The organism is Pelagibacterium sp., assembly GCF_035555455.1.
Lineage (GTDB): Bacteria > Pseudomonadota > Alphaproteobacteria > Rhizobiales > Devosiaceae > Pelagibacterium.
In genome coordinates this window covers 1-14,340 of record NZ_DATMGM010000040.1, presented here as the reverse complement: position 1 = coordinate 14,340, position 14,340 = coordinate 1, and the positions used below count along the sequence as shown (strand labels likewise).

The window sequence follows — 14,340 nt, the reverse complement described above, 5'->3', positions numbered from 1 at the left end:
CGCCACGAGGGCGCTCTTTGAAGTCGCGGCACAACGCATCCGATCAGAATTCGCTCCAATCGCTTTCCAGCGCCGCGCCGCCATGGCTGAGATAAGTGCCAGCAGCCCGGCGGATGGTGCTTTGCAGATCACGCGCATCTCCGGCCCGCGCTGGCGCACTCGCCCGTGCAGGGGGCACAACGTCGTCCAGCCGGAAGATGTCAACGATATCGTCAAGCGCACTTGCCTGCGCCTCGGTCTGGGCGATGGCCGCATTGGTCTCTTCCACCAGAGCAGCATTGTGTTGGGTCATCTCGTCGAGCTGTCTCACCGCCGCGTTGACCTCTTCAATCGACGATGCCTGTTCTCGACTGTCCCTGGCGATGGCTTCCATCTGACGGGTGTTGGTGCGGGCCGCTTCGAGCATGGCCATGAGCTGTTCAGCGGCCTGTGCCACCAGCTTGGAGCCGCCATCCACTTCCGTAGCGCTCTGCTCGATCAAGGCCTTGACCTCCGATGAGGCCTCGGCCGCGCTTTGGGCCAGCCGGCGCACTTCGACGGCCACAACCGCAAAGCCCTTACCTGCTTCCCCGGCGCGCGCCGCTTCCACCGATGCATTGAGCGCCAGAAGATTGGTCTGGAAGGCGATATCATCGATCATCTTGATGATATCGGAGACCCGGGCCGAAGAGGTGGTGATCCGTTCCATTGCACTGGTCGCCGCCTCCATCACCTGCCCGCCCTCTTCGGCAGACGTGGTTACAGATACAGCCGTCTGACTGGCATCGTGCGCGCGTCTGGCATTTTCCATCACCGTCGCCGCCAATTGCTCCATGGCCGCCGAGGTTTCCTCGATCGTGGCCGCCTGGCGCGTTGTGCGCTCCGAAAGGTCATTGGCCCCCGACAGGATCTCACCCGTGGCCGTCTTGAGGGTCCGGGACGTTCCGCGCAATTCCAGCACGATATCGGACAGCTTTTCCGCGACCGCATTGGTATCGGCCTTCAGACGCGCGAATTCTCCCTGATACTCACCGAGAACCCGTGGCGTCAGATCGGTATTGGCCAGCGCCTCCAGCACCTCGGCCGTTTCCGCAAGGCCACGATCCACCGTGGAGACCAGATCGTTGACCGAGCCGGCCAGAGCGTTGAGTTCGGCATCGGCAAAGCTTGCGTCGACCCTTTGGGAAAAGTCCCCGGCAATGGCAGCGTCCACCACCGTGCCAAATGCGGCCTGCAACTCGCCCATCACGACGCGGCGCGCCTGCTCATCTGCGATGATCCGCGCGGCTTCGGCCTCGGTCATCCGCGCTACCTTCTGGCCATTTTCGCGGAACACTTCCACGGCGCGCGCCATTTCGCCCACCTCATTGCGCTGCCCGGTATAGGGAACGGCAACCTCGAATTCGTTTTGCGCAATACGGCCCATCACACCGCTGAGCATCGGCACCGGCCGGGCAATCAGACGCGAAGCGATGATCGAGAGGACGCACATCACCGCCAGGGCAATGGCGCTGACAATCAACAGCAGGTTCATGGTTTCCGTAACGACAGCGGTGATCGCGCCCTGGCTGACGCCGACATACAGCAATCCCAGCACATCCGTGCCGGATAAATACGTAATGGGCTGATAGACCGAATAGTAAATCTCACCGTTGATGGTCGTCTCAGTATAGACCGCGCCCTGTTCGAGGATCGCCTGATGCAAGCTGCTCCCGACGACTATCGGCTCTTGAACGATTCTGTCCCCATCGGGGTCCGTCATCGACGTGGTCGCCTGCTCAAAGACGTTGGTTTCAGCGTTCCAAGCAAAGATCGCTGCCGTTTCTCCAGTTACCCGTGCAATAGAATCGGCGATATCGTCATTGTAGAAGCGGGGCATGACCCACGTGCCGATGCTGGCCACATCACCATCGGCGCCCCAATCAACCTGAATGCCCCCCATCCCCCCCAGAATGGTGGCTGCCGTGCGGATATTGGACTGCTGGCTGGCCCTCGCCACCGTATCGGTATTTGCCGAGAGATTGACGTAAACGGCCGCCACCACAGCACCAACCGATAACACGACCGCAGCGACCACCATCGCCGCTATGGTCGTTGTCATGGGAATGCGTCCCAGGAATCTGCTGGCCCAACCCTGCATGGTCCCCCGCTCCTTTTAGATAAATTGCCCCCTTCCCCTGCGGGAAGCCGCCGCAAAGCTACTGATAGATGATTAAATCATTGTTGCTTATTGCCACTGACTGGCCAACAGGCACTGATAATTCAGCAATAAAAAAGGGCGCCCTGTGGCGCCCTTGATGTTGAGATATTTAAATCTGACAGCTTTAATGTATTGCACTGCTTTCAAGCAGCAGGTTCTTCCACACATCGAGGTCATTCTGGGCCGCAGCCTTGTCTTCGGCTTCCACAGCACCCGAAAGGGCCTGTTGAGCAGACGCGACGCGAGCCTCGATCTCGGAGCGCCCGAACTCAGCGGCGGGGCGCGCTTCCTCGGCAAGGATGGTGACGCCAGCGTCGGAAATGTCGACGAACCCGCCGCCAACAAAATAGCTGGCTTTGTCTCCGGCCGTATCGGTTACCGTGATGAAGCCAGGCTTTAGAACACTCATCAGCGGGGCGTGTGCACCAACCACCGTCAGATAGCCCTCTGCTCCGGGCACAACCACAGAGCGCACCTGGGCACTGAGCACCAGTACTTCCGGCGATACGATTTCGACTTTAACGCCTTCAGCCATGGATTAGCCGTCCTCTCGCATTCCTGAATGGAGCGGGTAAACAACCCGCTCCCCGATATTCAAGGTCAGGCAGCTTCGGCTGCCAGCTTCTGTGCCTTCTTGACCGCATCGTCGATGGTGCCGACCATGTAGAAAGCCTGCTCGGGCAGGTGGTCGTATTCACCAGCCACCAGACCCTTGAAGGCCTTGATGGTGTCTTCGAGCTCGACATAGATGCCCGGCGTGTTGGTGAACGCCTCGGCCACGTGGAACGGCTGGCTCATGAAGCGCTCGATCTTGCGGGCGCGGGCCACGGTCAGCTTGTCTTCTTCGGAAAGCTCGTCCATCCCCAGAATGGCGATGATGTCCTGGAGCGACTTGTAGCGCTGCAGGATTTCCTGCACCGAACGGGCCACCTCATAGTGCTCTTCCCCGATGATCTGGGGATCGAGCATGCGCGAAGTCGAATCGAGCGGGTCCACGGCCGGGTAAATACCCTTTTCCGAGATCGCGCGGTTGAGGGTGGTAGTCGCGTCAAGGTGCGCAAACGAGGTTGCCGGCGCGGGGTCGGTCAAGTCGTCAGCCGGCACGTAAATAGCCTGCACCGAGGTGATCGAACCCTTGTTGGTCGTGGTGATCCGCTCCTGGAGCGCACCCATGTCCGTGGCCAGCGTCGGCTGATAGCCCACGGCCGAGGGAATGCGACCCAGCAGAGCCGACACTTCCGAACCGGCCTGGGTAAAGCGGAAGATGTTGTCGACAAAGAACAGCACGTCCTGGCCCTTGTCACGGAAATCTTCCGCAATCGACAGGCCGGTCAGCGCCACGCGGGCACGGGCTCCCGGGGGCTCGTTCATCTGACCGAAAACCAGGGCGCATTTGGACCCTTCGGTCGAACCATTATTGGTCTTGGGGTCCTTGTTGACCCCCGATTCGATCATCTCGTAGTAAAGGTCGTTCCCTTCACGAGTCCGCTCGCCGACCCCGGCAAACACCGAATATCCACCGTGGCCCTTGGCCACGTTGTTGATCAGTTCCTGAATCAGAACGGTCTTGCCAACGCCGGCGCCGCCGAACAGGCCGATCTTGCCGCCACGCGCGTAGGGCGCGAGCAGGTCGATGACCTTGATGCCGGTCACCAGGATCTGCGCTTCGGTTGCCTGATCGACGAATTCCGGAGCCGGCTGGTGAATGGCGCGGCGGGTCGCGGTCTTGACCGGGCCTGCCTCGTCGATCGGCTCGCCGATGACGTTCATGATCCGCCCCAGCGTCTCGTCGCCGACCGGCACCGAAATCGATTCGCCGGTATCGCTCACCGCAACGCCCCGCGCCAGACCTTCGGTCGTGTCCATAGCGATGGTGCGCACGGTGTTTTCACCCAGGTGCTGGGCGACTTCGAGAACGAGGCGGGAGCCGTTATTGTCAGTTTCGAGCGCGTTCAGGATGGCCGGCAGGTGATCGTCGAAGGTGACGTCCACAACGGCGCCCATAACCTGGGAAACGCGGCCGGTTTTCTTGTCTGCCATGGTCTTTCCCTTACTCTAGAGCGCCTCGGCGCCCGAAATGATTTCGATCAGTTCCTTGGTGATCTGCGCCTGACGCTGGCGGTTGTAGCTCAACGTCAGCTTGCCGATCATCTCGCCGGCATTGCGGGTCGCATTGTCCATTGCGGACATCTGCGCGCCAAAGAACGATGCGTTGTTTTCAAGCAGTGCCCGGAAAATCTGCACGCTCACATTGCGCGGGAGCAGGTCTTCGAGGATCGCTTCCTCGTCGGGCTCGTATTCGTAGATGGCCGAACCGGCCTTGAGGTCTGGCTCGCCATCGGTCTTTTCAAACCTGGCCGGCACAATCTGCTGCGCGGTGGGCACCTGGCTCACCACCGACTGGAACCGGGCATAGAACAGGGTGGCGACGTCAAATTCGCCGTCCCTGTACATCGAGAGAACCTTTTCCCCGATGTCCTGGGCGGTGCTGTAGCCGATCTGCTTGATATCGCGCAGCGAGACCTGCTCGATGATCTTGTCGGCGAGCCCCCGGCGCAGAATATCGGCGCCCTTGCGGCCAACCGTCAGAATCTTGACCGTCTTGCCTTCGGCGATCAGCCGGTTGGCGTGCTCGCGGGCAAGCCGGGCGATCGAAGAGTTGAACCCTCCGGCCAGACCACGCTCACCAGTGGCCACCACCAGAAGGTGAACCCTGTCCTTGCCTGTTCCCGACAGCAGAACCGGCGCGTCGGGCCGGCCTTCATAGGCAGCACCCAGTCCGGCCAGAACCGCTTCCATGCGTTCGGCATAAGGCCGCGCCGCCACCGCTGCTTCCTGGGCGCGGCGGAGTTTCGCCGCCGCGACCATCTGCATGGCTTTAGTGATCTTCTGGGTCGATTTGACCGAGTCGATCCGGTTTTTCAAGTCCTTCAAAGAGGCCATTACGCCGAAAGCTCCCTGCCAGCCAAACCGCTGGTATTAAGCAGTGTAGGTCTTCTTGAAGGCATCAAGAGCTGCAACCAGCCGCTCGCGAATGCCATCGGTCAGTGCCTTTTCCCTGGCGATGTCACCGAGAATGTCAGCGTGCTTGGACCGCAACGTCGACAGCAAGGTCCGTTCAAAAGCCTGCACACCCCGCACCGGAAGATCGTCGAGATAGCCGTTGACGCCCGCAAAGATCACCGCGACCTGCTCTTCGGTCTTGAGCGGCGAGAACTGCGGCTGCTTGAGCAACTCAGTCAAGCGCGCACCGCGATTGAGCAGACGCTGGGTCGACGCATCGAGGTCGGAGCCGAACTGGGCAAAGGCCGCCATCTCACGATATTGGCTAAGCTCACCCTTGATCGAACCGGCAACCTGCTTCATCGCCTTGATCTGGGCGCTACCACCCACCCGCGACACCGAGAGCCCCACGTTCACCGCAGGCCGGATGCCCTGGAAGAACAGATTAGTCTCAAGGAAGATCTGACCGTCGGTGATCGAAATCACGTTGGTCGGGATGTAGGCGGAAACGTCGTTGGCCTGCGTTTCGATCACCGGCAGAGCCGTGAGCGAACCCGAACCGTGGCTCTCGTTCATCTTCGCGGCGCGCTCAAGCAAACGGCTGTGAAGATAGAAGACGTCACCGGGATAGGCTTCACGTCCGGGAGGACGACGCAGCAAGAGGCTCATCTGACGATAGGCGACGGCCTGCTTGGACAAGTCGTCATAGGCGATCACGGCGTGCATGCCGTTGTCGCGGAAATATTCGCCGATCGCGCAACCGGTGAACGGCGCAAGGAACTGCATGGGCGCAGGATCCGAGGCGGTTGCCGCAATCACGATCGAATATTCCAGAGCGCCAGCGTCTTCGAGGACCTTGACGAACTGCGCCACTGTCGAGCGCTTCTGACCAATGGCCACATACACGCAATACAGCTTGTCGCTCTCGGCAGCGCCGTCCTGATGCGCCGGCTTCTGATTGAGGAAGGTATCGAGAATGATGGCGGTCTTGCCGGTCTGACGGTCACCAATCACCAACTCGCGCTGGCCGCGCCCGATGGGGATCAGGGCGTCAATGGCCTTCAGGCCGGTGGACATCGGCTCGTGCACCGACTTGCGCGGGAGAATGCCCGGCGCCTTGACGTCGACACGACGACGCTCGGTGTATTCGATCGGGCCCTTGCCGTCGATGGGGTTACCCAGCCCGTCGACCACGCGTCCCAAAAGACCCTTGCCCACGGGCGTATCGACAATCGCGCCGGTCCGCTTGACGGTGTCGCCTTCCTTGATGTCGCGGTCGGTTCCGAAGATCACGACACCGACATTGTCGGCTTCCAGGTTAAGGGCCATGCCCTTGATGCCGCCGGGGAACTCAACCAGTTCGCCTGCCTGCACATTGTCGAGACCAAACACACGCGCAATGCCGTCACCGACCGAGAGCACCTGCCCGACTTCGGAAACCTGGGCTTCCTTGCCGAAATCCTTGATTTGGTCTTTGAGGATCGCGGAAATTTCCGCAGCCTTGATATCCATTAGCTGACCCCTTTCATGGCGATCTTCATGGCCGAAAGTTTTGTCTTGAGAGAGGTATCGATCATCTGGCTGCCGACCTTGACGATAAGGCCGCCGATCAGACTGTCATCGACACGTGTATTGAGAGAAACGCTCTTGCCGACCTTGCCTTGGAGAACCTTGGCAAGTTCGGCCTGCTGGGCATCGGTCAGCGCAGAAGCGGAAACCACTTCGGCGCTGATTTCATTGCGCGCCTCAGCAGCAAGGCGCTTGAATTCGGCAATGATCGCGGACAGCGCGAACAGCCGCCCATTGCGGGCGACCAGATTGAGGGTATTGGCCACCAGCTCGACCGGCTTGGCCTTCTCGATGATCGACGCCAGCGCCGCACTCTTGACGTCGTTGGTAATCGCCGGGCTCACCAGAAAACGGGAAAAGTCATCAGAAGACTCGATGAGCCCGGAAACGGTATCGAGATCTGCTTCTACCGCGGGCAGTGCGCCAGCTTCACTGGCCAGATCAAAGAGCGCTGACGCGTAGGGTCGCGCAATCTTTGAGAGAACGGATCGTGTAGCGCTCAAGCCATCCAACCTTCGCTGCGTGCCCCGCCCGTCGTCCACGCCGGTGGTCCGGCGTCGGCGAGACTTGGTGTTCATTCGATTTCAGATCGCAGGGCGGTCAAGACGTTCGATCCGCCCAAGAATTCCGGGCTGGCCTTACCATGCGAAAAACCCCCACGCAAGCGCGGCAGGGCCAAATCGGGCCGACTCAAATGTCGCATTCCTCATATGATAGCCCAATACCGCAAATTCAGTAAAAACTCATCGGATCGATATCGACCTGAATGCGCAGGTTTCCCTTCACCGCCGGACCCGTTTCGAGCCAGAAGCGTACATAGCCCGAAAGATCGAAATCCTTGGGGCTCTGGACAAGAATACGTACCCGGTGCCGGCCCCGGACCATGGCGACCGGGGCGTCTGCGGGCCCGAAGCGTCGCACTGCGTCGGCCAGGGGCGCCGCCGCCATCAGCGCACGGGCCAGCCCCATGGTTTGCTCATGGTCCGCGCCCGAAATGATCAGGGCCGCCAACCGCCCGAAGGGCGGCAGCCCGCCTTGCTTGCGTACCCCCAGTTCATGGGCATAAAAGCCCTCGCGGTCACCGCTGACCATGGTCTTCATCACCGCGTGCTCGGGATGATAGGTTTGCAGGAATGCCTTGCCTGACCGCGATTCGCGCCCCGCCCGTCCGGTCACCTGCGTCAGGATCTGGAAGGTCTTCTCTGCCGCCCTCGGGTCGCCATGGGCGAGCCCCAGATCGGCGTCGATCACCCCGACAAGGCTGAGCTTTTCGAAATGATGGCCTTTGGCGACCAGTTGCGTGCCGATGATGATGTCGTATTCACCCCGGGCGATTTCCGCGAACCGATCCCGAATCTGACGCATCGATCCCATGTCCGACGAAAGAACCACCGGGCGGGCGCCGGGAAACCGCTCGGCAACCTCCTCGGCCAGCCTTTCGATGCCCGGTCCTACGGCAACCAGCGAATCGGTTGCGCCGCACGATCCGCACACCTCCGGCGCCCGCTCCTCATGCCCGCAATGGTGGCACATGAGCACGCCGCGAAACCGGTGCTCGACCAGCCAGGTCGAACAGTCCGGACACTGATACTGGTGACCACACGCCCGGCACAGGGTCAGCGGCGCATAACCGCGCCGGTTCAGAAAGAGCAGGGCCTGCTCACCCCGATCGAGGGCATCGAACACCGCCCGCGACAAACGCGGCGCGATCCATTGGCCTTTTTCAGGGCCTTCGGCCCGCATATCGATGGCTGTGATATCGGGAAGCGCTGCGTCGGCAAACCGGCTTTCGAGCCGGACATGGGCATACCGACCGGTCTGGGCGTTGTTGCGCGATTCCACCGCTGGGGTGGCGGACGACAAAATGACTCGCGCCCCGGCCAGTGAGGCCCGGACCACCGCCATGTCGCGCCCGTGATAATTGACCCGGTCGGCCTGCTTGAACGCCCCGTCATGCTCTTCGTCGAGCACCAGCAGTCCCAGTTCGCGGAATGGCAGAAACAGCGCCGAGCGCGCCCCGATCACCGCCCGCACCTCACCGGTCAAGACCCCGCGCCACACACGCGCGCGCTGCACCGGGGTCATTTCCGAATGCCATTCCGCCGCCCGCTGGCCAAACCGCTTCTCGAAGCGATCGAGAAAGGTGTGGGTCAGGGCGATTTCCGGCAGGATGATCGCCACCTGCCGGCCCGCCCGCAACGCATCGGCCACGCTCTCAAAAAACACCTCGGTCTTGCCCGACCCCGTGACCCCATCGAGCAGCGCGACCGAAAACCCGCCGGTGTCATGCGCCCGGATGGTGTCGATGGCCTGCTGCTGGCCATCGGAAAGCGTCGCCGGAGCAAAATCGGGGTCCGGCGGCAATACCGGAGGCGGCGGCGGGGTCTGCACCGCTTCAAGGGCGCCAGCCTTGACCAGACCGTCCACCACGGCGGGCGACACGCCGGTGGCCCCGACCAGCGCCGACCGCGCCCAGGGCATGGGGTCGTCTTCCATAAAGGCCAAAACCCTCGCTCGTGCCGCAGTCATGCGCTCCGGCGGCGGGCCCGCCAGCCTATAGGCGATGATCGGGCGCGGCGGATCGAGGGCCTCGCGACTGCGCAGCACAGCCCGCAGCACCATACCGGGTTGAGCGAGCGTATAGCGCGCCACCCAATCGACGGTTTTGAGCAACTCATCGGAAATCGGCGGCACACCGAAAACCTCGGCGATGTCCTTTAAACGGTTATGCGCAAAAGTGCTGTCGGGCTCGCCCCACACCACGCCCAGCGTCGGACGCGGCCCGAGCGGCACCACAACGATCGACCCGCGTACGACCTCCATTCCCTCGGGCACCCGATAGGAGTAGGGGCCATCTACGGCGACCGAAACCATCACTGCAACAACCGGGCCGAGCGGTGTCATTTCAAGCTGTGCCTTGGAAGAACGAAAGGGGGCCGGATTTGCCCGCACCATACTGCCCAAATCCGATTCGGCTATAAACTATTGCCGCTCTGGTAACCTTGCCTGTGATAGCGTCGCTCTCATGACCGACGCCAGCTTTGCCACCTCTGACACCTTGCGCGCCCACATCGCCGGCTGGCAGCGGGAGCTGTCGACCATCCGGCGGCTCGCTCCCAAGACCGTGGAATCCTACAGCCGGGACGTCCATCAGTTCCTGGTCTTCCTTTCCGGTCATATCGGCGGCCCTATCGATGTTCCCGATCTGGCGGCGCTGCGACCCGCCGACCTGCGGGCTTTTCTTGCGGCCCGCAGGCGCGAGGATATCGGATCGCGCAGTCTTGCCAGAACCCTTTCGGGCCTCAAATCCCTGTTCTCCTATCTTGAACGCGAAGATCTTGTCGCCCTCGAAGCACTGTCCGTCGTTCGGACGCCCAAACTGGCGCGCGGTCTGCCCCGGCCACTGTCTGTCCTTGAGGCCCGCGCGGCGGGACCGGCAGCAATCGAGAGCGAGGACCGCCCCTGGGTTGGCGCCCGTGACGCCGCGGTGATTGCCCTGTGTTACGGTGCTGGCCTGCGCATTTCCGAGGCGCTCGCCCTCACCCGGATCGATCTCGACGGCACAACCCTGCGCGTGCGCGGCAAGGGCAACAAGATTCGCCTGGTCCCGCTGATTGCGCCGGTGCGCGAGGCGGTCAAAGCCTATCTCAAGCTGTGCCCGTTTGCGTTGAGCGCCACCGAACCGATGTTTCGCGGGGTGCGGGGCGGCCCGCTGAACCCGCGCCTGATTCAACTGCGCCTCGAACATTTGCGCGGTGTGCTGGGCCTTCCCGCCTCTGCCACCCCGCACACCCTGCGCCACTCCTTTGCCACGCACCTGCTGGCCAAGGGCGGGGATCTGCGCGCCATTCAGGAACTGTTGGGTCATGCCTCGCTTTCGACCACGCAGATCTACACCCATATCGACAGCGAACGCCTGCTCGAAGCCTATCGCGCCGCCCATCCGCGCGGATGAAACGCAAGGCTGGCGGCGCAGGCCCTGGGGCGATACGCTGGGGCTTTGCTTCCTCGCCCTTCCTTCTTCGCGAATCCGGATCATGCCCCCAGTTTTTTCCTCCGATCGCCATCAGCTGCTCGGCCTTGGCCTGGCGTGTCTGGGTGCCGCGCTGTTTGCCACCAAGGGTATCTTCGTCAAGCTGGGTCTGGCCCACGGGCTTGATGCCATCACCATCCTCGCCTGGCGCATGATCCTTGCGGTGCCGGTCTTCGGGCTGGTCGGCCTGACCGCATTTCGCGATCGACGCCAGCAGCGGATCGCCATCCCCCGGCGTGCGGTTCTGGGGGCCATAGCGATCGGCGTCTTGGGGTATTACGGCGCCAGCCTGCTTGATTTCCTCAGCCTCGACCTGATCACCGCCCAGCTCAACCGACTGGTACTGCTCACCTATCCGTTCATGGTGCTGATTCTGGGCGCGCTCTTGTTTGGCCGCCGGCTGCCGCCCCTGGCCATTGGCGCCGCGCTGCTGGCCTATGCGGGGATTGCACTCATTTTTGCCCATGACCTGCGCTTTGAGGGCGGGTCGATCCTCACCGGCACCCTGCTCGCGCTGGCCAGCGCCCTCGCCTATGCCACCTATCAGCTCTATGCCAAGCCCCTGATCGATATGCTCGGGGCACGTCTGTTCACCGCCGTTGCCATGTCTGCGGCCGGATGCGTGGTCGTGGTGCATTTTCTATTGACCCATCCGCTGGCCGCCCTCGCGGTTCCGTTCGACGTGGTGGTCCTGTTGCTCGGCCTGGCCATCGCCGCGACGGTGGTTCCCGCCTTTGCCATTTCCACGGCCATCGGCCTTATCGGCGCCGAACGCACGGCAGTGTTTGGAAATATTTCCCCCATCGTGACGATCCTGCTCGCGATTGTCATCCTGGGCGAGCATTTCACCGCTTTTCACGGCGTTGGAACCATACTGGTAATTTCCGGGATTTTGCTGTTCACTCGCTCAACGACACCTGCGGGACGCGACCGCCGCGCCGGTCTTTGAAAGAGCGAGAACAGTTATGCAAAAAACCTCAATGATGCTGGGCAGCGCCGTTTTGGCCCTGGCTTTGGCATCCGGCGTAGCCGCGCTGGCCGAGGATATCGACTTCGGCGACGACAGCAGCACCTGGGCCCACGACAACCAGTGCGACGACCCGCGCTTCGAGGGCCCGGGCGCGGCCATCCTACGCAGCCCCGCCGATGAACTGCGCGACGCCTCCGATTGTCGGCAGGCCTTTGAAGCCGGAGAGGTCACCCTTTCTGGCACCACCGCAACCGTTCAAAAAATCGAGACGCCCGACGACATCGATTTTGGAGACGATTCGGGCATGTTCGCCAAGGACGGCGAGTGCGATGACCCTCGGTTTGGCGGCACACTCGCCAGCCACACCAAGGCCGACGCAACCGATTGCCGAACGGCGTTCGAAGCGGGCGAGGTCACCCTTGCCCCGCCGCTCGTCCACACAGGCGTTGTCGATGGCATCGATTATGGCGATGACAGTGGCGGGTATCCCCGCGACGGCCAATGCGACGACCCGCGGTTCACCGGAACCAACGTCTGGCACGGTGCCAATGAGAGCGGCGTTCTTGCCGATGCCACCGACTGCCTTGCCGCGGTAAAGGACGGCACCGCCGCCTTTACCCAGCCGGACTGGGCCCCCTCGTCGGTGGGGGTGGTCGATGGCATTGATTTCGGCGACGATTCCGGCAGTTGGGCCAATGACGGCGAGTGCGATGATCCACGGTTTGGCGGCTCACTCAACAGCCACCGGCTGGCGGACGCTAGCGACTGTCTCGCCGCCTATGAGGCTGGCGAAGTGACGTATCAGACGCCCGATGAAATCGACTATCCCATCATCATTGACGATATCGACTTCGGCGATGATTCGGGTAACTGGGCCTTTGATGGCGAATGTGACGATTCCCGCTTTGCCGGTTCGGGCGTCGGTGTTGCGTTCGACGATCACCTCAAGGCCGATGCCAGCGATTGTTCGGCGGCCTATCAGGCAGGCACCGTCACCCTTGACGACGATACCGCCGGCAGTAACGGAATGCGCATCAATTTCGGTGACGATTCCGGCACCTGGGCGCGGGACGGCGAATGCGACGACCCGCGCTTTGGCGGCTCGCTCAGCAGCCACCGGCTGGCCGACGCTACCGACTGCCGCGCCGCCTATGAAGCCGGTGAGGTCACCTATATTGCCAGTGACGAGCCCGCATATCCGATTGTCATCGATGGCATCGATTTCGGCGACGATTCGGGAAATTGGTCGCGTGACAACGCCTGTGACGACCCGCGCTTTATCGGCTCGGGGGTCGGCGTTGCGCTGGACGACCATTTGATGGCCGACGCCACCGACTGCTCGGTGGCCTATCTCAACGGCACCGTGCGCCTCGCTGGTGAAACCGGGCAATCGGGCGATTTCCGCATCAATTTCGGCGACGATTCAAGCCGCTCGGCCTATGACGGCGTGTGCGACGATCCCCGTTTTCAGGGCCGTGGCGGTGCGCTGGAACTGCTTGAAATCAATATTCTTTCCGATGCCACCGACTGCCGGGCGGCCTATGAAGCCGGGACCGTATCCTACGATCCCTGATCCAAAGCACTGCTCTGAATGAAAAGGGCCGCATCTTTGGATGCGGTCCTTTTTGTGTCAGATATGGATCGACCCGTCCCCAAGGCCGAGCGCGGCTTCCCGGACCGCCTCACTCATCGTCGGGTGGGCGTGGCAAGTGCGTGCCAGGTCCTCGGCGGAGCCACCGAACTCCATCAACACCGCAGCCTCGTGGATCATCTCGCCGGCCCCCTTGCCAACGATGTGGCACCCCAGAACCCGGTCGGTGGCAGCGTCGGCGAGGATTTTGACGAAGCCCTGGCTGGCCAGCATCGCCTTGGCGCGGCCATTGGCGGTGAAGGGGAATTTCGCCGCCTTGTAGGCGATCCCGTCGGCCTTGAGCTCTTCTTCCGTGCGCCCGACCGAGGCCACTTCGGGATTGGTATAGACGACGCCGGGGATCACGCCGTAATTGACGTGCCCGGCCTGTCCCGCCAAAAGCTCAGCAACCGCAATGCCTTCGTCCTCGGCCTTGTGCGCCAGCATCGGGCCGGTGATCACATCGCCGATGGCATAAATGCCTTCGATATTGGTGCGATAAGCCTCGTCGGTGACCACCCGACCACGCCCGTCCAGCGCGACACCGACCGCTTCGAGGCCCAGCCCTTCCGTGTAGGGCGTCCGGCCCACCGCAACCAGCGCGATGTCGGTCGCAAGGGTGGTCTTTTCGCCGCCGGCCGCAGGCTCAAGCGTTGCGACCAGCCCCTCGGCGGTCGTTTCGATGCCAGTGACCTTGGTGCCCAGCTTGAAGCTAAACCCTTGGCGCGACAGCATTCTCTGGAACTGTTTGGCGACTTCGCCATCCATGCCCGGCAGGATGCGGTCGAGATATTCGACCACCGTGACCTTGGCCCCAAGCCGTGCCCAGACCGAGCCCAGCTCCAGCCCGATCACCCCGGCCCCGATCACCAGCAGGTTTTCGGGCACGGCGTCGAGCGCCAATGCGCCGGTGGACGTGACGATTCGCTCTTCATCGATATCGATTCCGGGCAGGT

The 14,340-nt window shown here is 62.2% G+C and carries 11 protein-coding genes; 3 read left to right on the top strand and 8 right to left on the bottom strand.

Features of this window, described 5'->3' with window-relative positions; genetic code table 11:
- Nucleotides 1-43: 43 nt before the first annotated feature.
- The 7 genes from VNS12_RS07325 to VNS12_RS07295 form a co-directional block, all read right to left on the bottom strand.
- Nucleotides 44-2,080, bottom strand: coding sequence for a methyl-accepting chemotaxis protein (locus VNS12_RS07325; protein ID WP_325487173.1), 2,037 nt, complete (start codon nucleotides 2,078-2,080; stop codon nucleotides 44-46).
- 223 nt (nucleotides 2,081-2,303) lie between these two features.
- Nucleotides 2,304-2,714 carry a F0F1 ATP synthase subunit epsilon gene (locus tag VNS12_RS07320; RefSeq protein WP_325487172.1) on the bottom strand — a complete coding sequence of 137 codons (411 nt, stop codon included), beginning with the start codon at nucleotides 2,712-2,714 and terminating at the stop codon, nucleotides 2,304-2,306.
- A gap of 65 nt (nucleotides 2,715-2,779) precedes the next feature.
- Entirely contained in the window at nucleotides 2,780-4,219 is a 1,440-nt protein-coding gene (gene atpD, locus VNS12_RS07315; protein WP_325487171.1) for a F0F1 ATP synthase subunit beta, read from the bottom strand.
- 15 nt (nucleotides 4,220-4,234) lie between these two features.
- Nucleotides 4,235-5,122, bottom strand: coding sequence for a F0F1 ATP synthase subunit gamma (locus tag VNS12_RS07310; RefSeq protein WP_325487170.1), 888 nt, complete (start codon nucleotides 5,120-5,122; stop codon nucleotides 4,235-4,237).
- A gap of 36 nt (nucleotides 5,123-5,158) precedes the next feature.
- Complete coding sequence (gene atpA, locus VNS12_RS07305) at nucleotides 5,159-6,694, bottom strand: F0F1 ATP synthase subunit alpha (RefSeq protein ID WP_325487169.1); 1,536 nt, start codon at nucleotides 6,692-6,694, stop codon at nucleotides 5,159-5,161.
- A complete protein-coding gene (locus VNS12_RS07300; RefSeq protein ID WP_325487168.1) occupies nucleotides 6,694-7,254 on the bottom strand; it encodes a F0F1 ATP synthase subunit delta in 561 nt (186 codons plus the stop codon). Before VNS12_RS07300 ends, atpA begins: the two co-directional genes overlap by 1 nt.
- Before the next feature lie 229 nt (nucleotides 7,255-7,483).
- Nucleotides 7,484-9,655 (bottom strand): primosomal protein N', encoded by a 2,172-nt coding sequence (locus VNS12_RS07295; protein ID WP_325487167.1) that lies wholly within the window; start codon nucleotides 9,653-9,655, stop codon nucleotides 7,484-7,486.
- A 121-nt stretch (nucleotides 9,656-9,776) separates the two neighbouring features.
- Here VNS12_RS07295 and VNS12_RS07290 point away from each other — a divergent pair, with 121 nt between their 5' ends.
- The 3 genes from VNS12_RS07290 to VNS12_RS07280 all read left to right on the top strand — a co-directional run bounded on the left by VNS12_RS07290 (nucleotide 9,777) and on the right by VNS12_RS07280 (nucleotide 13,327).
- Nucleotides 9,777-10,706, top strand: a complete 930-nt coding sequence (locus tag VNS12_RS07290; protein WP_325487166.1) for a tyrosine recombinase XerC — start codon at nucleotides 9,777-9,779, stop codon at nucleotides 10,704-10,706.
- A gap of 82 nt (nucleotides 10,707-10,788) precedes the next feature.
- A complete protein-coding gene (locus tag VNS12_RS07285) occupies nucleotides 10,789-11,733 on the top strand; it encodes a DMT family transporter (protein WP_325487165.1) in 945 nt (314 codons plus the stop codon).
- 16 nt (nucleotides 11,734-11,749) lie between these two features.
- Nucleotides 11,750-13,327 carry a hypothetical protein gene (locus tag VNS12_RS07280; RefSeq protein ID WP_325487164.1) on the top strand — a complete coding sequence of 526 codons (1,578 nt, stop codon included), beginning with the start codon at nucleotides 11,750-11,752 and terminating at the stop codon, nucleotides 13,325-13,327.
- Nucleotides 13,328-13,384: 57 nt separating this feature from the next.
- Here VNS12_RS07280 and VNS12_RS07275 read toward each other — a convergent pair.
- Nucleotides 13,385-14,340 (bottom strand): dihydrolipoyl dehydrogenase family protein (locus VNS12_RS07275; protein WP_325487163.1); only part of this gene is annotated, 956 nt, incomplete at its 5' end.